This is a genomic window from Citrobacter sp. Cpo126 (assembly GCF_030332445.1).
GTDB classification, from domain to species: Bacteria; Pseudomonadota; Gammaproteobacteria; order Enterobacterales; family Enterobacteriaceae; genus Citrobacter; species Citrobacter portucalensis.
This window is the reverse complement of sequence record NZ_JAOWHT010000036.1, coordinates 111,300-136,433: the sequence shown is the minus strand read 5'-3', so window position 1 is coordinate 136,433 and position 25,134 is coordinate 111,300. Positions and strand designations below refer to the sequence as shown.

22 protein-coding genes are annotated in these 25,134 nt (G+C 53.9%); 16 read left to right on the top strand and 6 right to left on the bottom strand.

What is annotated here, in order from left to right:
• Nucleotide 1 precedes the first annotated feature (1 nt).
• The 7 genes from paaG to paaY all read left to right on the top strand — a co-directional run bounded on the left by paaG (nucleotide 2) and on the right by paaY (nucleotide 6,872).
• Nucleotides 2-790, top strand: a complete 789-nt coding sequence (gene paaG, locus OGY17_RS15045; RefSeq protein WP_286607705.1) for a 2-(1,2-epoxy-1,2-dihydrophenyl)acetyl-CoA isomerase PaaG — start codon at nucleotides 2-4, stop codon at nucleotides 788-790.
• 3 nt (nucleotides 791-793) lie between these two features.
• Nucleotides 794-2,212, top strand: coding sequence for a 3-hydroxyacyl-CoA dehydrogenase PaaH (paaH, locus tag OGY17_RS15040; protein ID WP_286607703.1), 1,419 nt, complete (start codon nucleotides 794-796; stop codon nucleotides 2,210-2,212).
• Complete coding sequence (gene paaI / locus OGY17_RS15035; RefSeq protein WP_286607701.1) at nucleotides 2,205-2,627, top strand: hydroxyphenylacetyl-CoA thioesterase PaaI; 423 nt, start codon at nucleotides 2,205-2,207, stop codon at nucleotides 2,625-2,627. Before paaH ends, paaI begins: the two co-directional genes overlap by 8 nt.
• Nucleotides 2,627-3,832 (top strand): 3-oxoadipyl-CoA thiolase, encoded by a 1,206-nt coding sequence (gene pcaF, locus OGY17_RS15030; protein ID WP_079934868.1) that lies wholly within the window; start codon nucleotides 2,627-2,629, stop codon nucleotides 3,830-3,832. The genes paaI and pcaF overlap by 1 nt, the downstream gene beginning before the upstream one ends.
• A 28-nt stretch (nucleotides 3,833-3,860) precedes the next feature.
• Nucleotides 3,861-5,180 (top strand): phenylacetate--CoA ligase PaaK, encoded by a 1,320-nt coding sequence (gene paaK, locus OGY17_RS15025; RefSeq protein ID WP_003832244.1) that lies wholly within the window; start codon nucleotides 3,861-3,863, stop codon nucleotides 5,178-5,180.
• A gap of 157 nt (nucleotides 5,181-5,337) precedes the next feature.
• The gene (gene paaX / locus OGY17_RS15020; protein WP_286607699.1) at nucleotides 5,338-6,264 is read left to right on the top strand and encodes a phenylacetic acid degradation operon negative regulatory protein PaaX; all 927 of its coding nucleotides are present in this window, start codon (nucleotides 5,338-5,340) and stop codon (nucleotides 6,262-6,264) included.
• Nucleotides 6,265-6,275: 11 nt separating this feature from the next.
• Nucleotides 6,276-6,872 (top strand): phenylacetic acid degradation protein PaaY, encoded by a 597-nt coding sequence (gene paaY / locus OGY17_RS15015; protein ID WP_279850534.1) that lies wholly within the window; start codon nucleotides 6,276-6,278, stop codon nucleotides 6,870-6,872.
• A gap of 22 nt (nucleotides 6,873-6,894) precedes the next feature.
• Here the strand turns inward: paaY and fhuE are convergent, their stop codons facing one another.
• Nucleotides 6,895-9,081: a ferric-rhodotorulic acid/ferric-coprogen receptor FhuE gene (gene fhuE / locus OGY17_RS15010; RefSeq protein ID WP_286607697.1), complete on the bottom strand. Its 2,187-nt coding sequence runs from the start codon at nucleotides 9,079-9,081 to the stop codon at nucleotides 6,895-6,897.
• Between the two features lie 349 nt (nucleotides 9,082-9,430).
• Here fhuE and hinT point away from each other — a divergent pair, with 349 nt between their 5' ends.
• From hinT to OGY17_RS14970, 8 genes are all read left to right on the top strand, one after another.
• Nucleotides 9,431-9,790 carry a purine nucleoside phosphoramidase gene (gene hinT, locus OGY17_RS15005; RefSeq protein ID WP_003030826.1) on the top strand — a complete coding sequence of 120 codons (360 nt, stop codon included), beginning with the start codon at nucleotides 9,431-9,433 and terminating at the stop codon, nucleotides 9,788-9,790.
• Nucleotides 9,791-9,792: 2 nt separating this feature from the next.
• A complete protein-coding gene (locus tag OGY17_RS15000) occupies nucleotides 9,793-10,167 on the top strand; it encodes a YcfL family putative periplasmic lipoprotein (RefSeq protein WP_048214425.1) in 375 nt (124 codons plus the stop codon).
• Nucleotides 10,168-10,180: 13 nt separating this feature from the next.
• Entirely contained in the window at nucleotides 10,181-10,822 is a 642-nt protein-coding gene (gene lpoB / locus OGY17_RS14995; protein ID WP_204557679.1) for a penicillin-binding protein activator LpoB, read from the top strand.
• Complete coding sequence (thiK, locus tag OGY17_RS14990; RefSeq protein ID WP_103285047.1) at nucleotides 10,803-11,627, top strand: thiamine kinase; 825 nt, start codon at nucleotides 10,803-10,805, stop codon at nucleotides 11,625-11,627. The genes lpoB and thiK overlap by 20 nt, the downstream gene beginning before the upstream one ends.
• A gap of 10 nt (nucleotides 11,628-11,637) precedes the next feature.
• Complete coding sequence (nagZ, locus tag OGY17_RS14985; protein WP_032943019.1) at nucleotides 11,638-12,663, top strand: beta-N-acetylhexosaminidase; 1,026 nt, start codon at nucleotides 11,638-11,640, stop codon at nucleotides 12,661-12,663.
• A 21-nt stretch (nucleotides 12,664-12,684) separates the two neighbouring features.
• Nucleotides 12,685-13,227 (top strand): alpha/beta hydrolase YcfP, encoded by a 543-nt coding sequence (gene ycfP, locus OGY17_RS14980; protein ID WP_003030817.1) that lies wholly within the window; start codon nucleotides 12,685-12,687, stop codon nucleotides 13,225-13,227.
• Nucleotides 13,228-13,463: 236 nt separating this feature from the next.
• Nucleotides 13,464-14,768 (top strand): NADH-quinone dehydrogenase, encoded by a 1,305-nt coding sequence (gene ndh / locus OGY17_RS14975; RefSeq protein WP_003832263.1) that lies wholly within the window; start codon nucleotides 13,464-13,466, stop codon nucleotides 14,766-14,768.
• A 168-nt stretch (nucleotides 14,769-14,936) separates the two neighbouring features.
• Complete coding sequence (locus OGY17_RS14970; protein WP_204557691.1) at nucleotides 14,937-15,476, top strand: glycine zipper 2TM domain-containing protein; 540 nt, start codon at nucleotides 14,937-14,939, stop codon at nucleotides 15,474-15,476.
• A gap of 57 nt (nucleotides 15,477-15,533) precedes the next feature.
• Here the strand turns inward: OGY17_RS14970 and OGY17_RS14965 are convergent, their stop codons facing one another.
• Nucleotides 15,534-17,714, bottom strand: a complete 2,181-nt coding sequence (locus OGY17_RS14965; RefSeq protein WP_048214422.1) for a TonB-dependent siderophore receptor — start codon at nucleotides 17,712-17,714, stop codon at nucleotides 15,534-15,536.
• 253 nt (nucleotides 17,715-17,967) lie between these two features.
• Nucleotides 17,968-18,603, bottom strand: coding sequence for a TetR family copper-responsive transcriptional repressor ComR (gene comR, locus OGY17_RS14960; protein ID WP_008784432.1), 636 nt, complete (start codon nucleotides 18,601-18,603; stop codon nucleotides 17,968-17,970).
• 242 nt (nucleotides 18,604-18,845) lie between these two features.
• On the opposite strand from comR, the gene bhsA reads away from it, so the two are divergent.
• The gene (gene bhsA, locus OGY17_RS14955; protein WP_003030810.1) at nucleotides 18,846-19,103 is read left to right on the top strand and encodes a multiple stress resistance protein BhsA; all 258 of its coding nucleotides are present in this window, start codon (nucleotides 18,846-18,848) and stop codon (nucleotides 19,101-19,103) included.
• Nucleotides 19,104-19,189: 86 nt separating this feature from the next.
• On the opposite strand, the gene ldtC is transcribed toward bhsA, so the two are convergent.
• The 3 genes from ldtC to OGY17_RS14940 form a co-directional block, all read right to left on the bottom strand.
• Nucleotides 19,190-20,155, bottom strand: a complete 966-nt coding sequence (gene ldtC, locus OGY17_RS14950; RefSeq protein ID WP_032944376.1) for a L,D-transpeptidase LdtC — start codon at nucleotides 20,153-20,155, stop codon at nucleotides 19,190-19,192.
• 155 nt (nucleotides 20,156-20,310) lie between these two features.
• The gene (gene mfd, locus OGY17_RS14945; RefSeq protein ID WP_286607693.1) at nucleotides 20,311-23,757 is read right to left on the bottom strand and encodes a transcription-repair coupling factor; all 3,447 of its coding nucleotides are present in this window, start codon (nucleotides 23,755-23,757) and stop codon (nucleotides 20,311-20,313) included.
• A 118-nt stretch (nucleotides 23,758-23,875) separates the two neighbouring features.
• Entirely contained in the window at nucleotides 23,876-24,940 is a 1,065-nt protein-coding gene (locus tag OGY17_RS14940) for an acyltransferase family protein (protein ID WP_286607692.1), read from the bottom strand.
• Between the last annotated feature and the right edge of the window lie 194 nt (nucleotides 24,941-25,134).

The following is a 25,134-nucleotide window of genomic DNA, read 5'->3' as shown; positions in this document are numbered from 1 at the left end:
CGTGGACGCATTTATTCTCAGCGAAGTGGAGCAGGGCGTGATGACTATCACCCTGAACCGCCCGGACCGACTCAACAGCTTTAACGACGTGATGCACCAGCAGCTCGCCGACTGCCTGAAACAGGCCGAGCGCGACGACACCATTCGTTGCCTGCTGATCACCGGTGCCGGACGCGGATTTTGCGCCGGACAGGATCTGAACGACCGTAACGTTGACCCGAGCGGCCCCGCGCCGGATCTGGGCATTTCGGTGGAACGCTTCTACAACCCGCTGGTGCGCCGCTTAGCCGCGCTGCCGAAGCCGGTTATCTGTGCCGTCAACGGCGTTGCCGCTGGTGCCGGTGCCACACTGGCCTTGGGCTGCGACATCGTCCTCGCCGCGCGCTCGGCGAAGTTTGTTATGGCCTTCAGCAAACTCGGCCTGGTGCCGGACTGCGGCGGAAGCTGGGTGCTGCCGCGCGTAGTCGGTCGCGCTCGCGCCGTGGGTTTGCTGATGCTTGGCGATAACCTCAGCGCCGAACAGGCCGCGCAGTGGGGCATGATCTGGCAAGTGGTCGACGATGCCGAGTTGAAAGATACCGCGTTGACCATGGCGCGCCATTTCGCGACGCAGCCGACCTATGGCCTGGGGCTGATTAAGAAAGCCTTGCAGCTTTCCGAAACCAACACGCTGGATCAGCAGCTTGAGCTTGAGCGCGATTACCAGCGCATGGCCGGTCGCAGCGACGACTATCGCGAAGGGGTCAGCGCCTTCCTCGCCAAACGTCCACCACAGTTCAGCGGGAAATAAGCCATGACGCAAACTCTTCCCCGCGTTGCCGTGATCGGCGGCGGAACAATGGGTGCAGGCATTGCCGAGGTGGCTGCCAGCGCCGGACATTCGGTCCTGCTGTATGACATTTCCGCTGAGGCGATTACTCGCGCCATTGAGGGTATTCGCCAGCGACTCGACGTTCGTGTTGGTCGTGGAAAAATCAGCGCGGAACAGGCCAGTGAGCTGCTGGCACGGATCGCACCCGCGACTGAACTGAATCAGCTTGCCGATGCACAACTGGTGATTGAAGCCGCTTCCGAGCGGCTGGAAATTAAAAAAGCGCTGTTTAGTCAGTTGGCGGAGATCTGTTTGCCGTCAACGCTGCTAACCAGTAATACCTCGTCGATCTCAATTACCGCAATTGCGGCGGGAGTGAAGCATCCGGAACGTGTGGCGGGGCTGCACTTCTTTAACCCTGCACCGGTGATGAAACTGGTGGAAGTGGTGAGCGGCCTTGCCACCTCAACCGAGGTAGTCGAGCAGCTTTGCCAGTGCGTAATCGCCTGGGGCAAGCAGCCGGTGCGCTGCCGCTCAACGCCGGGTTTTATCGTCAACCGCGTGGCACGTCCGTATTACGCTGAAGCCTGGCGCGCGCTGGAAGAACAGGTTGCGTCAGCGGAAGTGATTGATGCGGCACTGCGCGACGGCGGCGGCTTCCCGATGGGACCGTTGGCGCTGACCGACTTGATTGGCCAGGACGTCAACTTTGCCGTGACCTGTTCGGTGTTTAACGCCTTCTGGCAGGACCGCCGTTTTCTACCGTCTTTGCTGCAACAGGAGCTCGCTCTGGCGGGGCGTCTGGGCAAGAAGAGCGGCCACGGCGTCTATCGCTGGCCTGCTGAAGTATCGCCTGAACTGGCTGTTGCAGCGGTAGCGCCTGAAAATGCAGCAAAAAATATCAAGCGTGACGTTGTCACTGAACTGGATGATGTGCTGCTCCTTGAAACTACCGGTGAAACCGCGCTGGCCTTAAGCGTGCAGCACCAGCGCCCGGTGGTGGTGTATGACCATGCTGCGGGCGACACCGTCGTGCTGGCAAGCGCACCAACCAACCCGGCTTCAGCCACCGACAAAGCAGTGTACTACTTCCAGCAGCAGGGCAAAAAGGTGCTGCGTATTGCCGACTACCCAGGGCTGCTGGTATGGCGCACGGTAGCGATGCTGGCGAACGAAGCGCTGGATGCGCTGCAAAAAGGAGTCGCCAGCGCCGAGGATATCGATACCGCCATGTGTTTGGGGGTCAACTACCCGCACGGGCCGCTGGCCTGGGGTGAATCGCTCGGCTGGGGACGTGTGCTGCGTCTGCTGGAAAATCTACAACAGCACTATGGCGAGGAACGCTATCGCCCGAGTGCGCTGCTGCGCCAGAAAGCGCTGATGGAGATGCGTCATGAGTAATGAAGCCTGGCGCAACGCCCGCGCCATGTATGTGAAAGACACCTGCGCGCAGGCGCTGGGGATTGAAATTATTGAGATGGACGACGGTTATTCGCAGATGACCATGACCGTGTCGCCGTCGCAGCTGAATGACCATCAGACCTGTCACGGCGGGCAACTGTTTTCACTGGCGGATACTGCCTTTGCTTACGCCTGCAACAGTCAGGGACTGGCAGCAGTAGCCTCAGCGGGCAGTATCGACTTTCTGCGCCCGGCCTTTGCAGGTGACAAACTGACCGCCACCGCGCGGGTCAAGCAGCAAGGCAAACTCACTGGCGTTTACGACATTGAAATTGTCAATCAGCAACACAAAACCGTGGCTCTGTTTCGCGGCAAATCCCACCGCATCGGTGGCACGATTACAGGAGAAGTCTAATGCGTGACGCATTTATTTGTGACGGTATTCGTACCCCGATTGGTCGCTACGGCGGGGCGCTGGCAGGCGTGCGTGCCGACGATCTGGCGGCCATCCCGTTGCGTGAATTACTCAACCGCAACCCACGCCTGGATCCCAGCGCTATTGACGATGTGATCTTCGGTTGCGCCAACCAGGCGGGCGAGGATAACCGCAACGTGGCGCATATGGCGACCCTGCTGGCGGGTTATCCGCACAGCGTTGCCGGCACGACCATCAACCGTCTGTGCGGCTCCGGGCTTGATGCGATCGGCTTCGCTGCTCGCACGATCAAAGCCGGTGATGCCGACCTGCTGATCGCTGGTGGTGTTGAGTCAATGTCCCGCGCGCCGTTCGTGATGGGTAAGGCAACGACGCCATACCAGCGTCAGGCAGAAATGTTTGATACCACCATTGGCTGGCGTTTTGTGAACCCGCTCATGCAGCAACAATTCGGAACTGACAGCATGCCGGAAACGGCGGAGAATGTAGCTGAATTGTTAAATGTAAGCCGAGAAGACCAGGACGCCTTTGCGTATCGCAGCCAGCAGCGCACGGCGAAAGCCCAGCGTGACGGCATTCTGGCGCAGGAAATTGTGCCGGTACAAATCATTGGCAAGAAAGGGGCAGTTAGCGCAGTACGTGAAGATGAACATCCGCGTGCAGAAACCACGCTGGAGCAACTCGCACAACTGAAAACACCGTTTCGTAAGAACGGCGTGGTCACCGCAGGCAATGCCTCTGGGGTGAACGACGGCGCGGCAGCAATGATCGTAGCCAGCGAGCAACACATAAAGGCCCAGGGACTAACGCCGCGTGCACGCATTGTCGCGATGGCGACGGCGGGCGTGGAGCCGAAGTTTATGGGGCTTGGGCCAGTTCCTGCGGTACGAAAAGTGCTGGAGCGCGCCGGGCTGAATATCAACGATATGGATGTGATTGAGCTGAATGAAGCCTTTGCCGCCCAAGCGTTGGGTGTGATGAGACAGCTTGGACTGGCAGATGACGCAGAACACGTGAATCCCAATGGGGGGGCTATCGCTTTAGGTCACCCGCTGGGGATGAGCGGTGTGCGGTTAGCGCTGGCCGCAACGCTGGAGCTGGAACGACGCAATGGACGTTATGCGCTGTGTACGATGTGTATTGGCGTGGGTCAGGGCATTGCCATGATCCTTGAGCGAGTGTGAGCTAATTGACCTGCGAGTGCCCTACAAAATGACAACGACAACAACAAAATTAGATCCGATTGAAACCGCATCGCGTGACGAATTACAGGCTTTGCAAACCGAGCGTTTGAAATGGACGTTAAAACACGCCTATGAAAATGTCCCGATGTACCGCCGTAAGTTCGACGCGGCGGGGGTTCACCCGGATGATTTCCGTGAGCTGAGCGATCTGAGCAAGTTTCCCTGCACCACCAAGCAGGATCTGCGTGACAACTATCCCTTCGACACCTTCGCGGTACCGATGGAGCAGGTGGTGCGTATCCATGCATCATCCGGCACCACGGGTAAACCGACAGTGGTGGGCTATACGCAAAATGATATCGATACCTGGGCTAACATCGTCGCCCGCTCGCTGCGTGCCGCAGGCGGTACCGCGAAAGATAAAATCCACGTCGCTTATGGCTATGGCCTTTTCACCGGCGGACTGGGCGCGCACTACGGCGCGGAACGCCTGGGGGCAACGGTTATCCCGATGTCCGGCGGTCAAACCGAGAAACAGGCGCAGCTGATTCGCGATTTCAAACCTGACATGATTATGGTTACGCCATCCTACTGTCTGAACCTGATTGAAGAGCTGGAGCGCCAGATGGGCGGTGACGCGCGGGGTTGTTCGCTGCGTACCGGTGTCTTTGGCGCAGAGCCGTGGACAACGGGGATGCGCGCGGAGATCGAACGTCGCCTGGGTATTACGGCGCTGGATATTTATGGCCTCTCGGAAGTGATGGGGCCGGGCGTGGCGATGGAGTGCATCGAAACGGGTGATGGTCCGACAATATGGGAGGATCATTTCTTCCCGGAAGTGGTCAATCCGGATGACGGTACGCCACTGGCCGACGGAGAGCACGGCGAACTGCTGTTCACCACGCTGACGAAAGAAGCGCTACCGGTCATTCGTTATCGTACCCGCGACCTGACGCGCCTGCTGCCGGGTACCGCACGCACGATGCGTCGTATGGATCGCATTAGCGGGCGCAGCGACGATATGCTGATTATTCGCGGCGTCAACGTCTTCCCATCGCAGGTGGAAGAAGAGATCCTCAAGATTGAACATCTGGCTCCACATTACCAGTTGGAAGTGGATCGCCGAGGGCATCTTGATTCGCTTTCGGTACGCGTGGAGCTTAAAGAGAGTAGCCTGGTGCTAAGCCATGAGCAGCGCTGCCAGATTTGCCATCATTTGCGTCATCGTATTAAGTCGATGGTCGGTATTTCAACGGACGTAAGCATTGTTAACTGCGGCAGCATCCCGCGCTCAGAAGGAAAGGCGTGCCGGGTGTTCGACCTGCGCAAAGTTGCCGCCAACGGTTAAGACTCGTAGGCCTGATAAGCGCTGCGCCATCAGGCGAGAGCGCACAAGTTACCGGATGGCGGCGTTGCCTTATCCGGCCTACAAATTCCTGCCATATCGCGCAAATTTTCCTGTGCTATGATTCAAAAAGGACAAAAAAGACAACAGTATGAATCATATGGAAAAACTCGATAGTTTTATTCAGCAGGCGGTAACCGCAATGCCGGTCAGCGGCACCTCGCTTATCGCCTCGCTTTACGGGGACTGTTTATCGCAACGCGGTGGAGAAGTCTGGCTCGGTAGTGTTGCCGCGCTGCTGGAAGGGCTTGGCTTCGGTGAACGTTTTGTACGTACCGCGCTGTTTCGCCTTAATAAAGAAGAATGGCTGGACGTAGTACGTATCGGCCGCCGCAGTTTCTACCGCCTGAGTGATAAAGGGCTACGCTTGACGCGCCGAGCCGAGAGCAAAATCTACCGTGCCAGCGCCCCTGAGTGGGACGGTACCTGGCTGCTGCTGCTGTCGGAGGGGCTGGAGAAAAATACCCTGGCCGAAGTTAAAAAGCAGCTGTTATGGCAAGGTTTTGGCGTACTGGCGCCGAGTCTGCTGGCGTCGCCTTCGCAAAAGCTGGCGGACGTACAGTCGCTGCTTCATGAAGCTGGGGTAGCGGAAAACGTCATCGTTTTTGAGGCGCATTCGCCGTTGGCACTCTCCCGCGCTGCGCTGCGTGAGCGGGTAGAAGGGTGCTGGCACTTAACCGAACAAAATACCATGTACGAGGCGTTTATCACGCTGTTCCGTCCGTTGTTACCGCTACTGCGTGACGCCGGGCCGGACGAACTTACGCCAGAGCGCTGCTTCCAGATCCGCCTGTTGCTCATTCACTTCTATCGTCGGGTTGTGCTCAAAGATCCGCTGTTGCCGGAAGAATTGTTGCCTGCTCACTGGCTGGGTCAGACGGCGCGTCAGCTGTGCATTAATATTTATCAACGTGTTGCGCCCGGCGCCCAGGTTTTCGTCAGCGAAAAAGGCGAGAGCTCGGTGGGGGAACTGCCCGCGCCGGGTCCGCTCTATTATCAACGCTTCGGCGGATTAGCCGAGGTGTAACAGGAGAAGCCATGCCGATTTACCAGATTGACGGGATGATCCCGGTAGTTCCTGCAGAAAGCTATGTTCACCCAACCGCAGTGCTGATTGGCGATGTCATTCTCGGCAAAGGTGTTTATGTTGGTCCCAACGCCAGCCTGCGCGGAGATTTTGGGCGTATCGTGGTTAAAGATGGGGCGAATATCCAGGATAACTGCGTGATGCACGGATTTCCCGGCCAGGATACGGTGGTGGAAGAGGACGGACATATCGGCCACGGCGCGATTCTGCACGGCTGTGTGATTGGGCGTAACGCGCTGATCGGCATGAGCGCGGTGATTATCGATGGCGCGATCATCGGTGAAAACAGTATCGTTGGTGCTTCGGCGTTTGTGAAAGCGCGCGCTGAGATGCCCGCCAACCATCTGATTGTCGGCAGCCCGGCGAAAGCGATTCGCATGTTAACTGAGCAGGAACTGGTGTGGAAAAAACAGGGCACTCGCGAGTATCAGGTGCTGGTGGGGCGCTGTCAGCAGACGCTTGCAGAAGTGGAGCCGCTGACTGCGGTAGAACCCGACAGAAAGCGGCTGGAGTTTGATGAGAATTTGCAACCTAAGTCAGCGAGTTAGCGATTCTACGCAATACCCGGTGTCAGAACTGATAGCTGGCGGTAACGCTGACGTTGCGCGGCTCACCATAAACGATAGAACCGTCGATATTCGTGTCGTAGGTTTTATCGAACAGGTTATTAAGGTTACCCTGCACTGAGAAGTTTTTTGTTACCTGGTAGCGGGTGAACAAATCTACCAGGGCGTAGCTTCCCTGTTCTGCGCGGAATGTGCCATAAGGCGTGACCGTATCGCTGTAAACACGATTCTGCCAGTTAACTCCACCGCCGACGGTCAGTTCCGGCATGGCTGGCAGGCGATAACGGGTAAACAGTTTGACCGTGGTCCGCGGCAGATTCGGGTTTACTGCATTGCCTTCGTTGTCTTCAGCAACATAGCGTGTCGCACCAAACGTCATCTGCCAGTTATCGGTGATCGCACCGTTAATCTCGAATTCGACCCCTTTGCTGACCGTACCATCCATCGCTTTAAAGGCCGTGTCGCCATTGCTACCGGCGATTGGCACGCCGGTTGATTGCGCTACGTTATCCTGTTCAATGCGGAACACCGCGAGCGTGGTGGTTAAACGGCTGTTCATCCAGTCGGACTTCAGGCCAAGCTCATAGTTGTTGCCGGTGATCGGAGAGAGATATTTACCGGAACTGTCGCGCTTGTTCTGCGGCTGGAAGATTGAGGTATAGCTGGCGTAGGTAGACCAGTTATCGTCAATGTCATAGACCAGACCCGCATACGGCGTGGTGTGGTTTTGCTCCATGCTGTAGGTCAGGGTGTCGATACGCCAGTTGGTGTAACGTGCGCCAACAATCAAATGCAGTGGGTCGGCCAGCGAAATACGCGTTGCGGCGTACAGCGATTTCATGTGCGTGGTATCGTCCTGAGCCAATGACTGCGGGTTCCAGTTGGTTTCAGGGAAGTTACCATCATAGGTATAGAAGCTGCCGATTTCGTTGGGGAAAACGTTCGCCCACGAGCTTTCATAACGGTTATTCTGTTTACTGTAGCTGCCGCCCAGCATCAGATTATGCTGACGACCAAACAGATCGTAACCGCCGTCGGCAAATAGATCGACAGCATCCACTTTACGTTTGCCGCTGTTCCAGCCGGTTCCTCCGACGTAGTCATATCCCGGACCATAGTTGCCATATGGGCCAATCAGCGTGCCGTCGGCCTTATTAACATAGGCATCGACGTACATCATTTTACTGTCGAACTTGACCTCGGAGTGGGTGGCGTTCATGGTCGCCTGCCAGGTATCGGCAAAACGTTGTTTGATGGTGACAAACACTTTGTTGAAGTCTTTATCGTTGTAAGCCCAGTCCGGCGCAGTGCTGCGCGAACGGTCGTAGCTGTTTTTACTGCCATCGGTATTCCAGCGCGGCAATCCACCCCAGGTTGGGCTGTTGATATCAATGCGCTGATATTCATAGCCCGCAGACAGGCTGGTGGTGTCACCCAAATCGGCATCGACAATCCCGGAGAAGAACATTTTTTCGCTATTGTAGCGATCAAGCCAGGAGTCGTTATTCTGGTAACCCGCCACGATGCGACCGCGCACGTTGCCGTCTGCCGTAAGCGGGCTTTGCAGATCGGTCACATAGCGTTGTTTGTTCCAACTGCCATATTCCGCTGAAACATTACCGGTGAACTCGCGGCTGGTGGCATGCTTACGGATCACGTTAATGGAGGCTGAAGGGTTACCCGTCCCGGTCATTAGCCCGTTTGCGCCACGGACCACTTCGACACGCTCAAAAAGGGCGGCGTCAGAAAGGGAGTCACCGAGATTCCAGCGGGATTCAAAATAGGTCGGGATCCCATCGACCATATAGTTATCAATCTGAAATCCGCGCGAGTAATAGCTGCTGCGATCTGAATCCGCCTGGCTTTTGCTTATCCCCAACGTGTTGTCCATCACATCGCCCAGCGTTTGCAATTGCTGATCTTCCATGCGTTGCTGGCTGACAATGCTGACCGATTGCGGAATATCGCGCTGTGTCATTTGCATTTTTGTGCCAGCGGTCGTTGATTTAACGCTGTAATCTTGCTCCTCACTGGATGCCGAAGGAGCAGAACCTTCCACGATCACTGTCTCTTCTGCAGGGGCTGCGAGGCTGGTGGAAGGTAAAAGGGCTAGCGTGATGCATGCTGCCAGCAAAGAAGGGGCAAGCCCCGGTTGGCGTTGAACATTCCCGTTGAGTGTTGTGAAAGACATCGAAAAGTCCTTGATAATTATTAATATTAAGTTCGAATCACCGGTAGTTGTGATGAACCCTTTGGTTGTAAACTATTAAATGCGCATGTAAATACAAATGCGAAATATACGCATTAGCAATTAATGTGTAAACAGATGCTACGACATAAATGAAATATTGTTTCAGTACTATGCTTGAGCAATAGCGCAGGAAAATGGTTATAAGAGCAGCACTGACTGAGGTTTTCGCTTAAAAAATCGAGGGTTAAAGTTGAAAGAGCGTGAGGAACTCGCTCATACTCTATACTCGCAGAGTTACCCGGCGTAGCATGGCAAAACGCTTGGGCTGTTAATGAAAAAGGAAAACGTCGTGGCAGAAGAAACTATATTCAGCAAAATTATTCGTCGTGAGATTCCGTCGGATATCGTATACCAGGATGAACTGGTCACTGCGTTTCGTGATATTTCCCCTCAGGCACCAACGCATATCCTGATCATTCCTAACATTCTGATCCCAACTGTCAACGATGTGACGGCGGAACATGAACAGGCATTGGGCCGCATGATCACCGTTGCGGCGAAAATTGCTGAGCAGGAAGGCATTGCTGCAGATGGGTACCGCTTAATCATGAACACCAACCGCCACGGGGGGCAGGAGGTGTATCACATTCATATGCACCTGCTGGGTGGACGTGCGCTTGGCCCAATGCTTGCGCATAAAGGTCTGTAAGCATGACCAGAGGATGCATTGCGCTTTCACTGGGCTTGTTGTTGCTGGCGGGTTGTCGTTCACACCCTGAAATCCCAGTAAGTGATGAACAGTCGCTGGTGATGGAATCAACAATTCTGGCGGCGGGTATTACAGCAGAGCAGCCCACGTTAACAACGTCTGATATTCAGGCTTCGGCATCCTCGCGACTCTATAACGAAAGACAAGAACCCGTTACCGTTCATTATCGGTTTTACTGGTATGACGCCAGAGGGCTGGAAATGCACCCTCTGGAAGCGCCACGCAGTGTGACTATTCCGGCTCATTCGTCGGTGACGCTGTACGGCAGCGCCAATTTTCTGGGGGCGCACAAGGTTAGACTTTATCTTTATTTGTAAGGGGTGAATCTTGATGAACAAAATGAATCGCTACGCACTGATTGCCGCGCTGGCGATGTTTCTCTCTGGCTGTGTGGCGCAACGTGAGCCCGCGCCGGTAGAGGAAGTGAAGCCGGTACCGGAACAGCCTGTGCAGCCGCAACAGCCGGTGCCGGTTGTGCCAACGGTGCCAAGCATACCGCAGCAACCGGGTCCAATTGAGCATGAGGACCAAACGGCGCAGCCGACGCCACGTCAACGTCACTATGACTGGAACGGGGCTATGCAGCCGATGGTCGGCAAAATGCTGCAGGCAGACGGCGTCAAAGCGGGCGGCGTTCTGCTGGTTGATAGCGTGAATAACCGCACCAACGGCTCGTTGAACGCGGGTGAAGCCACCGAAACCTTACGTAACGCGCTGGCGAATAACGGTAAGTTTACGCTGATTTCTGCCCAACAGCTGGCTGTCGCCAAACAGCAGTTAGGTCTGTCGCCGAATGACAGTTTGGGAACGCGCAGTAAAGCGATTGGTATCGCCCGTAACGTTGGCGCGCAGTATGTGCTTTATTCCAGCGCATCCGGCAACGTCAATTCGCCTGCGCTGCAAATGCAATTAATGCTGGTACAAACTGGCGAGATAATCTGGTCAGGTAAAGGTGCCGTTCAGCAACAATAACAGACTCACGCGCGGCGAAGTGTTGTCGCGCTATTTCCCGCAGTATCATCCCGTCGCAACCAGCCAAACCGGCCTGAGCGGCGGGAGCTGCATCATTGAACACCGTTCCCACCGGCTGGTACTGCGCTGCCATCACGACCCTGACGCGCCGGAATCTCATTTCTTACGCCAATATCATGCGCTAAAACACCTGCCAGAAAGCCTTGCGCCACGTCCTCACTTTTATACGCGTGGGTGGATGGCAGTCGAGTTTTTTCACGGTAAGGTAGAATCCAGATTACCGGACGCCGACGAACTCGCAGGCTTACTGTATCATCTGCACCAGCAACCCCGATTGGGCTGGCGAATCAACCTGCTTCCGCTACTTGAACAGTACTGGCAGTGTGGCGATCCGGCGCGTCGTACACCATGCTGGCTGCGCGCGCTGAAGAGGCTAAGGAAACGAGGTGAGCCTCGACCTTTGCGTCTGGGGCCGCTGCATATGGATGTTCACGGTGACAACATCGTACATACGGCATCAGGACTGCGGCTGATTGACTGGGAATACGCCGGAGACGGTGATATTGCCCTGGAACTGGCGGCAGTATGGGTTAGCGATGAATCCCAGCACCAACAGTTGGTTAGCACCTACGCCCAACGAGCGCACATTGAGCCAGACGTTTTGTGGCGACAGGTCAGACAATGGCAACCCTGGATAATGATGCTGAAGGCGGGGTGGTTTGAGTATCGCTGGCGGCAAACCGGCGATCGACAATTTATCAGGCTGGCCGATGAAACCTGGCGGCAGCTAACAATGAAAGGATAAGGAGAGCAGTGTGGGCCCAGTAATGTTGGATGTCGAAGGGTATGAGCTGGACGCTGAAGAGCGTGAGATTCTGGCACATCCGCTGGTAGGTGGGTTGATCCTCTTTACCCGAAATTATCATGACCCGGAACAGCTGCGTGAATTAGTGCGTCAGATCCGGGCTGCGTCACGTAACCATCTGGTGGTGGCTGTAGATCAGGAAGGCGGACGCGTACAGCGTTTTCGTGAGGGCTTTACCCGCCTGCCTGCGGCTCAATCCTTTGCTGCGTTGCACGGCCTGGAAGAGGGCGGCAAACTGGCTCAGGACGCCGGGTGGTTGATGGCCAGCGAAATGATCGCGATGGACATTGATATCAGCTTTGCACCCGTGCTGGATGTGGGCCATATCAGCGCGGCAATCGGCGAGCGTTCTTACCATGCCGATCCGCTAAAAGCGCTGGCGATGGCCACCCGCTTCATTGACGGGATGCATGCTGCTGGCATGAAAACGACCGGTAAACATTTCCCAGGACATGGGGCGGTGACGGCGGATTCACACAAAGAAACGCCAACCGATCCACGCCCAGAAGCCGAGATTCGTGCGAAAGATATGTCCGTGTTCCAGACGTTGATTACGGAAAACAAACTGGATGCCATTATGCCTGCGCATGTCATCTACAGTGATGTCGATCCGCGTCCGGCGAGTGGCTCACCTCACTGGTTGAAAACGGTGCTACGCCAGGAGCTTGGCTTCGATGGTGTCATTTTCTCCGACGATTTGTCGATGGAAGGGGCGGCGATTATGGGAAGCTATGCGGAGCGTGGACAGGCATCGCTGGATGCAGGTTGCGATATGATCCTGGTCTGCAATAATCGTAAGGGAGCGGTCAGTGTGTTAGATAATCTGTCGCCGATCAATGCAGAACGTGTTACACGTTTGTATCATAAAGGTTCATTTTCACGTCAGGAACTGATGGACTCGGCACGCTGGAAGACGGTAAGCGCTCAGCTTAACCAACTTCATGAGCGCTGGCAGGAAGAGAAAGCAGGTCATTAACGCAAGTTTGGCGAGGATGCGATGATTATCTATTTACACGGTTTTGACTCTAACAGCCCGGGCAACCATGAGAAGGTGTTGCAGCTGCAATTCATCGACCCGGATGTCAGGCTGATTAGCTACAGTACGCGGCATCCTAAACATGATATGCAGCATCTGCTGAAAGAAGTGGACAAAATGCTGCAGCTGAATGTGGATGACCGTCCGCTGATTTGTGGTGTGGGGCTCGGGGGATATTGGGCTGAACGGATTGGTTTCCTGTGTGATATTCGTCAGGTAGTGTTTAATCCCAACCTGTTCCCGTATGAGAACATGGAAGGCAAAATCGACAGACCTGAGGAGTATGCAGACATCGCAACAAAATGCGTGACCAATTTCCGTGAGAAGAATCGCGATCGCTGCCTGGTGATCCTGTCACGTCATGATGAAGCGCTTAACAGTCAGCGTTCGTCGGAAGAGCTGCATCATTTTTACGAGATAGTCTGGGACGAAGAGCAGACGCATAAGTTTAAGAATATCTCTCCGCATTTGCAGCGCATCAAAGCGTTCAAGACGTTAGGTTAATCCTTATTGAGTGTGTAAAAAACCAGCCATCGGGCTGGTTTTTTTGTTCTTAAAGTTCCGGTTGTCTATCTTTTCAGCATCAAAACTTGATACATATCAATTTTGGTATGACCAATGCACCGTTCGTGTTATTCTCACTCTCGAAGAACATTTTCATTACCGTAACTTGTTGTTAATTAAAGGCTATGTTCATAACTTTTAATTAACAATTGGTTAATAAATTTGAGGGGGTCACGTTGACTACACCATTGAAAAGGATCGTGATTGTCGGCGGCGGTGCTGGCGGACTGGAAATGGCGACGCAGCTGGGTAAAAAACTCGGGCGTAAGAAAAAGGCCAAAATCACACTAGTAGACAGAAACCACAGTCACTTGTGGAAACCGTTACTGCATGAAGTGGCGACGGGTTCACTGGACGAAGGTGTGGATGCGCTGAGTTATCTGGCTCATGCTCGTAACCATGGCTTCCAGTTCCAGTTAGGCTCGGTGGTGGATATCGATCGTGAAGCGAAGACCATTACTCTCGCTGAGCTGCGCGATGAGAAGGGTGAGCTGCTGGTTCCTGAGCGTAAAGTGCCGTATGACACGCTGGTGATGGCGTTGGGCAGTACGTCCAACGATTTCAACACCCCTGGCGTGAAAGAAAACTGCATTTTCCTCGATAACCCGCATCAGGCGCGTCGTTTCCACCAGGAGATGCTGAATCTGTTCCTGAAGTATTCCGCGAATCTGGGCGCTAACGGAAAAGTGAATATCGCCATTGTGGGCGGCGGTGCGACGGGTGTTGAACTCTCCGCTGAGCTGCACAATGCGGTAAAACAACTGCACAGCTATGGTTACAAAGGGCTGACCAATGACGCGCTGAACGTTACGCTGGTCGAAGCCGGTGAGCGTATTCTGCCTGCGTTGCCGCCGCGTATTTCCGGTGCTGCGCATAATGAGTTAACCAAACTGGGCGTACGCGTACTGACCCAGACGATGGTAACCAGCGCTGACGAAGGGGGACTGCACACCAAAGATGGCGAATACATTAAAGCCGATCTGATGGTGTGGGCGGCGGGTATCAAAGCGCCAGACTTTATGAAAGACATTGGCGGTCTGGAAACGAACCGTATTAACCAACTGGTGGTTGAGCCAACTCTGCAGAGCACGCGCGATCCTGACGTGTACGCGATTGGCGACTGCGCTTCCTGCGCTCGCCCGGAAGGCGGTTTTGTGCCTCCGCGCGCTCAGGCAGCACACCAGATGGCGACCTGCGCGATGAACAATATTCTGGCACAGATGAACGGTAAGCCGCTGAAAGCGTATCAGTACAAAGATCACGGCTCTCTGGTCTCGCTCTCTAACTTCTCTACCGTGGGTAGCCTGATGGGCAACCTGACCCGTGGTTCGATGATGGTGGAAGGACGTATTGCGCGCTTTGTGTACATCTCACTGTACCGCATGCACCAGATTGCTTTGCACGGCTACTTCAAAACCGGCCTGATGATGCTGGTCGGCAGTATCAACCGGGTGATTCGCCCGCGTCTGAAACTGCATTAATATCGACCTGTGGCGTCGGATGATTTTACGCATCCGACGCCTTCCTTCAGAGTTGTCTGAATCATTCCGCTTTCGCTCCACCTCCCGCTATTTTCATCCGTAATCTGATTGGCATTCCTTACCTTCTGTTGCAAAGTTGTTGCTAATAGCAAAAAAGGAGGTAGTCCCGTGAATAAATCAATGTTGGCGGGTATAGGGATTGGCGTAGCTGCTGCGCTGGGTGTTGCAGCGGTGGCCAGTCTGAACGTTTTCGAGCGTGGCCCACAGTATGCGCAAGTTGTCTCTGCAACACCGATTAAAGAGTCGGTAAAAATACCGCGTCAGGAGTGCCGGAACGTAACGGTCACCCACCGCAAGCCGGTACAAGATGAAAACCGTATCGCGGGTTCCGTACTGGGCGCGGTTGCGGGTGGTGTTATTGGGCATCAGTTTGGCGGTGGACGTGGTAAAGATATTGCTACCGTGGCCGGTGCTTTAGGCGGCGGCTATGCAGGTAACCAGATTCAGGGTTCGATGCAGGAAAACGATACTTACACCACCACGCAGCAGCGTTGTAAAACGGTGTATGACAAATCTGAAAAGATGCTGGGCTACGACGTGACGTACAAAATTGGCGATCAGCAGGGGAAAATCCGTATGGATAAGGACCCCGGCGCGCAAATTCCGTTGGATAACAACGGACAGTTGGTACTGAATAACAAAGCGTAAAATAGCATTATCCTGAACATTAGCCCCCCATTCGCTCAGGCTGGGGGGCTTTTTTTATCAGAAGGTTAAGGCGTAGTTCAGACCAAATGTACGACCCCGGCCCTTGTATTCATACAGTGACGGGCTGCCGTAGGTTGGGCTATACAGCAGTGGCGCACGTTGTCCCCACAGTGTGGTGTACTCTTCATTCAGCAGGTTTTCCACGCTGAAGGTCAGTTTACCCAACGGGAGCTGATAGCTGCCGATAAAGTCCATCGTGTTATAGCCATCCAGCTTGTTACCGCTGGCGTCGGTCAGATCAAATGTTTGCTGGCTCTGTACGCGCAAGGTCCACGGTTCTGGTGCCCAGCCGACCCACGCGGTTGCTTTGGACGGTGAGGCCAGCGTGACATCCCATTTTTGCCATTTACCGTTCTGTTTCACTTCCGATTTAATGACGTTGAAGTTGCCACCCAGACTCCAGTCCGTGTCCGCAATGAAATAATCTACTGCACCTTCAAGGCCATAAATGCGGCGATCGTCGGGCTGAACGTTAATGGTCATATCGCTACGGTTGATAACGATCGATTTATCCGAAGTCGAGTAGTAAGCGGCCAGTTGCGTGCGCAGACTATCGCCGGTGTAGCGCCACCCCAGTTCGTACGAGTTAACTTTAATCCCTTCCAGACGTGAATCCGCCACGTTGACGCTGCGCTGGAGCTGGTAATGATCCCCAACCAGCGAATAGGTACCGTTACCGTAATATTTCCCTGGGTCCGGAAGCTCCACGCCCTGAGAAAAGTTAAACCACGTTTGCTGACGGTCGGTCAGGTGGGCAAGTATACCGGCGTTGAACAGGAAATTATCGTAATCGGTTTTGCCGCCCGGAATGGTATCGGCAGAGTTCGCAAGCCCGGTCGCGATTCCCTGCTGTTGAGCATAGCCAACGAAATCATCAACCCTGTTTTCGGTCCACTGATAGCGCACGCCGCCGCTGAGGGTAAAAATGTCGTTAATGTCATAGCTGTTTTGCAGGAAAGGCGCGAAGTTGGTGATGCTGTAACCGGGGTAACGCCCGGTGGTATAAGCGGTACGGTTGTCCATGCCGCCGGAGGGCAGGGACCAGGCCAGATCGAAGAATTTCTGATTGGAGTCGAAGGTTTCGTGATCGGCATCGACACCCCACGTCAGCTCCCAGTTATCCATCAACTGGCTGTTGAGGGTAATTTTGGCACCAAACTGGTCGGTGTCCTGCTGTGATGCGGAGAAACTGGTGACTTTGCCTTTGCTGAGCGTAGGGAAGGGGTAGAATTTCAGCGATTCGTCACGGTAATAGATTTGGCTGACCAGGTTCTGGCCAAAAAAATCTGCATCTGAATATTGCAGACTAATAAGATGACGTTCGGTGCCGGGAATACGATCGGAATTCAGTCCGCTGCTGGTGTATGCTTTGCCGTTTCCGGTTACGGCGGACATGTTCTCGCCGAGATCCAGCCCGTAATCGTCATCCCCCTGACTTTTATAGTACTGCGTAACCAGTTGCAACTGACGGTTGTCGTCAAGTTCAATCGTCCCTGTGCCCATGACGTCCAGGCGATCGGAGTGCTGTAGCCCGGTTTGGGTGTTATCGAGCAGCAGGGCATCGTGATTACCGTCATACCAGCCGCCAAATCGTTGATACGCGACGGACATACGCCCGGAAGCGCGATCGGTTCCGCCACTCACCGCCGCGGCAACGCGTTCATCATGATCGTTGCTATTGTTAAAGCCGCTTTTGCTCCCCAGTTCGAGTTCTACTTCACGCTCCGGCTGACCTTTTTTGGTGACAATGTTGATTAATCCGCCGGTACTGCCACCGCCATAAAGAGAGGTTGCGCCTGAAATGACTTCAATGTGCGCAATGTTAAATGGGTCAATGGAGTCAAGCTGACGGCTGTCGGTTCGCGAGGAGTTCAGACGGACACCGTCAATTAGCACGACAATGGCGCGACCGCGCATGTTCATGCCGTAGTTTGTGCGTCCCTGGCTACTAACATCGATTCCTGGGATTAGCTGAGCAAGAACATCCTTGAACTCTTTACCTCCCTGAACCTGTTGTTCAATCTCGCTTCCTTCAATAACCCAGGTCGTTTGCGCCATTTCTGCCACTGTGCGCTGGCTACGGTTGGCGCTGACGATGAGGTTCTCTTCCTCAGCCGCAACAGCGGGTAGAGTTAAAGATAACAGGAGAGGATTGAGCACCCAGAGACGCTTATGCATTTGTATTCCTTTTAAAAAAGTCGGTCTGTTTTTGTTATAGCGGTAGAGAAACCGATGGTTACATTGTGAAACAGGCATTAAAACAAATGCGAATATTGCTGATAATAATTGTCGTTATCAATACTTTTTACAAAAAATGATCGGGTAACACGATGAAAACAATGAGAAATGTAGGGACAATAGAACGGGAATCTAACCGGGGGCTTTATCAGCTCCCGGTGGTGTGAGTACAGCGGGGAATTGCGGGAAAGGCTTAAGCTTTGACGAGTTCGGGCCACAGCCGCAGAGTTGTGTGTGCGATCTGCATCAGTTTTTCAAACGTTGCGCCTTCACGGGCGCTGATCGACATACCTTGTAAAATACAGTTCAGGTATTCGGCCAGTTTTTGCACGTCGCAATGGGCCGGAATTTCGCCTCGTTGCTGGCGCTGGTGAAGGAACTGGGTAAGCGTCTGTTCCTGCATTGCATGGCGGGATTTCACCGTGTGTGCAATATCGCGGGAAGAGGCTGCCAGCGTCGCAGAAGTATTAATCATGAAACATCCTGCCGGGGTGTCCTTGCTGGTAAAGCAGGTCGCTATAGCGGTGAAATAGTCTTCCAGAGCGGACTCAAGGCTTTTTTCTTCACAAAACAGCTGGGCTTCGTGTTTCGCCGCAAAGCGGGTGATGTAGCGGTCCAGTACGGCACGGAACAACCCTTCTTTATTGGTGAACTCCGCATACAGCGTAGGCGCTTTTGCGCCGGTGGCTTCCACGAGATCGGCGAGCGAGGTCGCTTCATATCCGTGCTGCCAGAAGAGTGTCATGGCCTTATCAAGCGCGGCTTCCCTGTCGAACACTTTTGGTCGGCCACGGCTTTTTTTTGCACAACCTGTCGTTTCAGTTGTCATGGTGCCGATGTACCTTTGTTGGGTTTATTGAATAACCATTATAAAAATATTCGACTGCACACTCCAGCGGATTCACGATAAAAATAATTTATAGCTATTAGCATGAAAAATAAGACCTTTATATTTTATATAACGATCATTATAAAAAATGTTGACGTGTGACCTGGATCACATCTATGATTTACCTATCGATCGTTAAGTTAATCTTTTCGACACCTATTCATCTGCTAAAGGTCACTATCATGAAAAACGTAAAAACACTGTTTGTTGCTGCTGTTCTTAGCTCGCTGTCATTTGCAAGCTTTGCCGCTGTTGAAGTTCAGTCCACCCCTGCGGGTCAAGAGAAAGTCGGTACTATTTCTGCGAATGCGGGGACTAACTTAGGTTCTCTGGAAGATCAACTGGCGCAGAAAGCCGATGAGATGGGTGCGAAGTCTTTCCGTATTACTTCCGTTACCGGTCCTAACACTCTTCACGGAACTGCAGTTATCTACAAATAAGATTTAACCCATCGCAATGCCACTGCGAGTTAAATAAAAAACCCCCGCGGAATAAAATCCAGCGGGGGTTTTTTTATACACTACGTTTACAGCGGTTGTTGAGCAACGTCATGATGACGGGTCACATCGACCGGCATGCCTGAGCGAATCTCCATCGCATGATCCATGACGGCGGTATCTGTTTGCGCCGCATTTTTAAATGTCTGCATGGACGCGTTCAGCACGATCGGCAGCAGTTGCGGGTCGTCATTGATTTTTTCGGACAGCGGTTGGTGTACTTCCACCAGGCGCACGCCGTTAGGCTCAACGGATGCTTTGATCGGCGTATTGATAATATTGACCTTAGTTCCGGGCGTTACCTGACGGAACAGGGTTTCTATATCACCGTCGCGCAGACGAATACAGCCGGAGCTGACGCGCATTCCGATGCCAAAATCAGCATTTGTACCGTGCAACAGGTACACGCCGCCGTATGCCGCTAAGCGAATCGCATGATGGCCCATCGGGTTATCCGGACCGGCAGGCACAACGGCAGGCAGGTCAATCCCGTTTGCTTTGTATCGCGCGCGGATATTTGCCGTCGGCGTCCAGGTGGGGTTGGCGCGTTTATCAGAGATGGTGGTTACCATCGTAGGCGTCAGCGTGTCACCACCTAACTGGCCAATACCAATAGGATACACGGTCACCGAATTGGTCCCCGGCTGGTAATAATAAAGACGCAGTTCGGCGAGGTTGATAACAATACCTTCGCGCGGGGCATCAGGTAGCAGAGTTTGTAACGGGATCGTCAAAACGCTGCCCGGACGTGGTACGTAAGGGTCAACGCCAGGGTTGGCCTGCAGCAGCGCGAGAAAGCCGACATTGTACTTTTTCGCAATCGCTTCCAGAGAACCGCCATTGTCTTCAACAACGTGAACGGCATTCTGACCCACCAGACGGCTTCCCGGTGGCGGCAGCGGCCAGGTGTTTGCCTGAGCCGGAAGTGCTAACGCGAATGTCGCTGCAAGCGTAAAAAACGCGAGCCAGCGAGAGAGTCGTTTATTGTTTAACATCACCATAAATCCATTGTTTTTACGTGGTTTTTATTATGTAAAAGTAAACGAGAATTATGGCTGTTTGCTGTGTCGGGAAGTGCAGGGAAGTGCAAAGAGTTTGTAAATTCATCAGGCCGGGTGAGTGGTGTGCTCACCCGGCCTGTTCACTATGCTTATGCTACGGCGTTTTCTTCAAGCTGACGCATAAACTGGCGGACCCAGTCGATCCGCGTTTTACGCTCGCTCAACTCCTGCATGAATTTCAGCCGGGTTGGACCGTCCAGACGGAAGTGCTGCGGCTGCTTTTGCAGTAAACCAATCAGCCAGACCGGGTTGACGTGGTTTTTCTCGGCAAATTCAATGGTACCGCCTTTTTCATTGCCTTCGAGCTTTCTGATCCCCAGTTTCTGCGCCTGCTGGCGTAAACGGGCGATATCCAGCAGCGTACGAGCCGGGTCGGGCAGCAAGCCAAAACGGTCTATCAGCTCAACCTTAATTTCTTCCAGTTCGTTTTCGCCTTTCGCACTGGCAATGCGCTTGTAGAACGATAGTCGGGTGTTTACATCCGGGATATAGCCATCCGGCAGCAGAGACGGCATGCGCAGCTCAACTTCGGTTTGCTGGCTGGTGAGATCTTCCAGTGACGGCTCACGCCCTTCTTTGAGCGCATCGACCGCGTTTTCCAGCAGTTCCATATACAGTGAGAAGCCGATGCTTTCCATGGAACCACTCTGATCTTCACCCAGTAACTCCCCGGCGCCGCGAATTTCGAGGTCGTGGGTCGCCAGCGCAAAACCTGCGCCCAAATCTTCCAGCGAGGCGATGGCTTCCAGACGTTTTTGCGCGTCGGTGGTCATTGCTTTCGGATGCGGCGTCAGCAGCCAGGCGTAAGCCTGGTGGTGAGAACGTCCCACACGACCGCGCAACTGGTGTAATTGCGCTAAACCGAAGTGATCCGCTCGTTCGATGATGATGGTGTTAGCGGTGGGGATGTCGATCCCGGTTTCGATAATGGTGGTACACACCAGCACGTTAAAACGCTGATGGTGGAAATCATTCATCACGCGTTCCAGTTCGCGCTCGCGCATTTGTCCGTGACCGATACCAATACGCGCTTCCGGCACCAGTTCAGCTAATCTGTCAGCGGTTTTCTGGATGTTTTCGACGTCGTTAAACAGATAATAAACTTGTCCCCCGCGCAGAACTTCACGCAGGATCGCCTCGCGTACCACCAGGTTGTCGTATTCGCGCACGAAGGTTTTGACCGCCAGACGACGAGCGGGCGGCGTGGCGATAATCGACAGATCGCGCATGCCGCTCATTGCCATATTGAGCGTACGTGGAATTGGCGTTGCCGTCAGGGTCAGAATATCGACATCTGCGCGCATCGCCTTGATGCGTTCTTTGTGGCGAACGCCGAAACGGTGCTCTTCATCGACAATCAGCAGACCCAGATCTTTTAACTTTACATCCGCTTGCAGCAGTTTGTGCGTGCCGATGAGAATATCAATTTTTCCCTCGGCAACTTGCTCCAGAATCTGCGCTTGCTCTTTGGCGCTACGGAAACGGGACAACATCTCAATGCGTACCGGCCAGTTGGCAAAGCGGTCGCGGAAGTTGTCGAAGTGCTGCTGTGCGAGCAGGGTGGTCGGCACCAGCACGGCAACCTGCTTGTGGTTCTCTACGGCGAGAAAGGCCGCGCGCATCGCGACTTCGGTTTTACCAAAGCCGACGTCGCCGCAGACCAGGCGGTCCATGGCCAGCGGTTGACACATATCGCTGAGTACCGCGTTAATCGCCTGCGCCTGGTCAGGCGTGGTTTCAAACGGGAAGCTGTCGCAAAACAGCTGATACTGTTCACGGTCATGCTTAAAGGCAAAGCCTTCTTTCGCCGCGCGCTGGGCATAAATATCCAACAGCTCTGCCGCAACATCGCGCACCTTCTCAGCGGCTTTCTGTCGGGCACGTGACCAGGCATCGCCGCCAAGTTTATGCAGCGGCGCATTCTCTTCTGCGCCACCTGCATAGCGGCTGATGAGATGCAGTGACGACACCGGCACGTACAGTTTGGCGTCGTTGGCATAGGTGAGCATCAGATATTCACCGGTTATGCCGCCCGCTTCCAGCGTGGTCATACCGGCATAACGACCCACGCCATGCTCCAGATGCACCACCGGCTGACCGGGATGCAGCTCTGCGAGGTTACGAATTAACGTATCCGGGTTGATGGTGCGACGAGAATCCTGGCGGCGGCGCGCCACGCGTTCCCCAAGCAGATCGCTTTCACAAATCAGCGCCAGATTGCGTTTGCTATCGATGAAGCCGTGCTCAGCTGCGCCAATCATCAGATAACGACCGTTATCTACGGCTTCATCGAGTCGCAATATCCGCTTCGGCGCCACTTTGATACGGGCGAGCAGTTCGCCAAGTGCTTCACGGCGGCCTTCACTTTCCACCGAGAAAATCACCGGACCGGTGAAGCCTTCAAGGAATTTACGTAACGCATCTAACGGCGCTTTTTGCTGTGCCTGAACGGCGATATCCGGCAGCTTCTGGAACCCGAGGTTAGTATTCGCTGCTTTGTTCGCCAGACTCTCGGTTTTCAGTTGAACGCGCGGCCAGCGTTTAAGTTCAGAAAACAGCTCATCAACCCGCAGCCACAGCGATTCCGGCGGCAGAAGCGGGCGCATCGGATCAACACCGCGATTTTCAAAGCGCGACAGGGTATCGGCCTGGAAGCGTTCTGCGCTGGTCTCGATATCACCGGTATTCACCAATAACGTATTGGCGGGGAAGTAGCTGAACAGCGGCGGCAGCGGCTCGCTGAAAAACAGCGGTTGCCAGTATTCAATACCCGCAGGTAACGTGCCTTTGCTGACCTGCTGGTAAATATGTTCGGCGTCGCGTTTCACCTCAAAGGTATCACGCCACTGGCTGCGGAATAGCTCGATGGCCGTTTTGTCAGTCGGGAATTCGTGTGCGGGAAGCAAATTAATGGCATCGACTTCTTCCAGCGTGCGCTGGGTGTCGGTATCAAACAGACGCAGGCTGTCGATTTCGTCATCAAAGAAATCCAGACGATAAGGCAACTCGCTGCCCATCGGGAACAAATCCAACAACGCGCCGCGTATGGCGTATTCGCCGTGTTCCATGACCTGATCAACATGGCGATAGCCCGCACTGTCCAGCTGTTCACGCAGAGCGTCACGTGAAAGTCGCTGGCCCTTTTTCATGACCAGCGCATGACCGTGCAGATAGCTGTGCGGACAAACGCGCTGCATCAGTGTATTTACCGGAACGATCAGCACGCCGCGCTGCATGGCAGGCAGTTGATACAGCGTGGAGAGCCGCGAGGAGATAATCTCCTGATGGGGAGAAAAGCTGTCGTAGGGTAGCGTTTCCCAGTCGGCCAGGTTCATCACCATCTGGTCAGTAAACTGACGAATTTCATCATGCAAACGCAGCGCATTTTGCATGTCCGGCGCGATCAGGACCACTGGACCCGCGTGATGTTCGGCGATTTCGGCGACCAGCGTTGCGCAGGCGGCACCGGTAAGCTCACCTAACTGGCGCTGATCGCCAGCTTTCGCCGGGAGAGTGTAACGATGTTGTTCAGGCATTCGGTTGTCAGGATCTCGTTTAGATATACATCTGATAAGCAATGTTCTTTATTATCCGTGATCGTTTCTCATAAGCAAATTGATTCGCCCCCTGATGGGGGCAAAAAGCGCGTAGGGGCTAGTGCGAGACAGCCGATAAAGAAGGCGGGGAAAAGAGCAGGTCGGCCACTGTTTTTTGTGAAATTTTACGTACCAACAGGCCAAACAAGGTGCACAGTAGCAGGCAGGCGAACGGATACACCAGCAGCAGGGCCAGCTCCGCATATGCTGGCCAGGCGGTATGATTGATTTTGGGGATTAGCGTTAAGCTGAACAGCTCAACCAGAATACGGTGGGTGGTGTAGATGGCGATGGTATTGGCACCAATCACGCTTAACGGGCCGGACTCACGCATACCAAAGCGCAGCTCAAATTGATAAAACAGCTTCATGATCAGCACAATGGAAAGCAGAGAAAGTAATAGTGAGACATTTGCCAGCCACGCGACGACGGCGGCGATTGCGCTAACCAGAACAATGACCGCATGGCGGCGCAGGGGCACCTCCTTGATCCATACCATCAGCGTTGCACCAAACCATGCACCGAGGCTGTACCAGGGCAGATTGCGAATCACGCTGTTCATTCCCCACCACGGCGTCGGGACAAAATTGATCGCCACGCTCAGCACCACAAATAACGCCAACAGCGGCACCGCCCAGCGGCTGAAAATCTTACACAGAACAAAATAGACAATCAGCGCGTACAGATACCACAAGCTGGTGCTGGCGGTCAGCATTCCGTGGGTAAAACCTGTGATCGAATCGGCATACGCAGCGTTGGCGGCATGGCTCAGATCGCGCTGTGGGGCCAGCCAGTTATTGAGCGCGACTAACGCCAGCCATTGCACCACTCCCCAAAGCACCAGCACCCAGGCAATGCTCCAGATCCGCTTATCCACGCAGGTTGTCCACGGGACGCTATCAATGTAGCGACGGATCAGATACCCCGAAATAAAGAAAAAGACCGGCATGCGAAACGGCGCCAGGTACAAATTGAGGTAAATCCAGCATTTGCTCAGCAGCTCTGAAAGCGGATGCTGAAAAGTAGTGAGGTGCGGGTAAAACGTGATTACCGAGTGGTAAATTACCACCAGACAAATACATAACCCTTTGATTTGATTAATCCATAGTTCTTTTTTCTTCATCGAGACGGCGTATCCATATTGTTGGCTATAGCCTGCCATCCTGCGCAACCCGCTGTGCGCTGTAATGCGTAACTGTCTGCATTTTGTTTTTTTAAGATAAAGATCAGGGACCCGGGCTGAAGGAAAGAGGGACAACTTTAGCGAATTGATTTATTTATACTTTTAGGAATAGTGCTGACGAACACTTACGGTTC

Excerpts from the sequence above, each read along its gene's own strand:
- OGY17_RS14965 (WP_048214422.1), bottom strand. The coding sequence starts at position 17,714 with ATGCATAAGCGTCTCTGGGTGCTCAATCCTCTCCTGTTATCTTTAACT.
- paaI (WP_286607701.1), top strand. The coding sequence starts at position 2,205 with ATGAGTAATGAAGCCTGGCGCAACGCCCGCGCCATGTATGTGAAAGAC.
- bhsA (WP_003030810.1), top strand. The coding sequence starts at position 18,846 with ATGAAAAACGTAAAAACACTGTTTGTTGCTGCTGTTCTTAGCTCGCTG.
- paaY (WP_279850534.1), top strand. The coding sequence starts at position 6,276 with ATGCCGATTTACCAGATTGACGGGATGATCCCGGTAGTTCCTGCAGAA.
- paaH (WP_286607703.1), top strand. The coding sequence starts at position 794 with ATGACGCAAACTCTTCCCCGCGTTGCCGTGATCGGCGGCGGAACAATG.
- fhuE (WP_286607697.1), bottom strand. The coding sequence starts at position 9,081 with ATGTCTTTCACAACACTCAACGGGAATGTTCAACGCCAACCGGGGCTT.
- pcaF (WP_079934868.1), top strand. The coding sequence starts at position 2,627 with ATGCGTGACGCATTTATTTGTGACGGTATTCGTACCCCGATTGGTCGC.
- ldtC (WP_032944376.1), bottom strand. The coding sequence starts at position 20,155 with ATGTTAAACAATAAACGACTCTCTCGCTGGCTCGCGTTTTTTACGCTT.
- lpoB (WP_204557679.1), top strand. The coding sequence starts at position 10,181 with ATGAACAAAATGAATCGCTACGCACTGATTGCCGCGCTGGCGATGTTT.
- comR (WP_008784432.1), bottom strand. The coding sequence starts at position 18,603 with ATGACAACTGAAACGACAGGTTGTGCAAAAAAAAGCCGTGGCCGACCA.
- OGY17_RS14940 (WP_286607692.1), bottom strand. The coding sequence starts at position 24,940 with ATGAAGAAAAAAGAACTATGGATTAATCAAATCAAAGGGTTATGTATT.
- paaK (WP_003832244.1), top strand. The coding sequence starts at position 3,861 with ATGACAACGACAACAACAAAATTAGATCCGATTGAAACCGCATCGCGT.
- OGY17_RS15000 (WP_048214425.1), top strand. The coding sequence starts at position 9,793 with ATGACCAGAGGATGCATTGCGCTTTCACTGGGCTTGTTGTTGCTGGCG.
- paaX (WP_286607699.1), top strand. The coding sequence starts at position 5,338 with ATGGAAAAACTCGATAGTTTTATTCAGCAGGCGGTAACCGCAATGCCG.
- mfd (WP_286607693.1), bottom strand. The coding sequence starts at position 23,757 with ATGCCTGAACAACATCGTTACACTCTCCCGGCGAAAGCTGGCGATCAG.
- ycfP (WP_003030817.1), top strand. The coding sequence starts at position 12,685 with ATGATTATCTATTTACACGGTTTTGACTCTAACAGCCCGGGCAACCAT.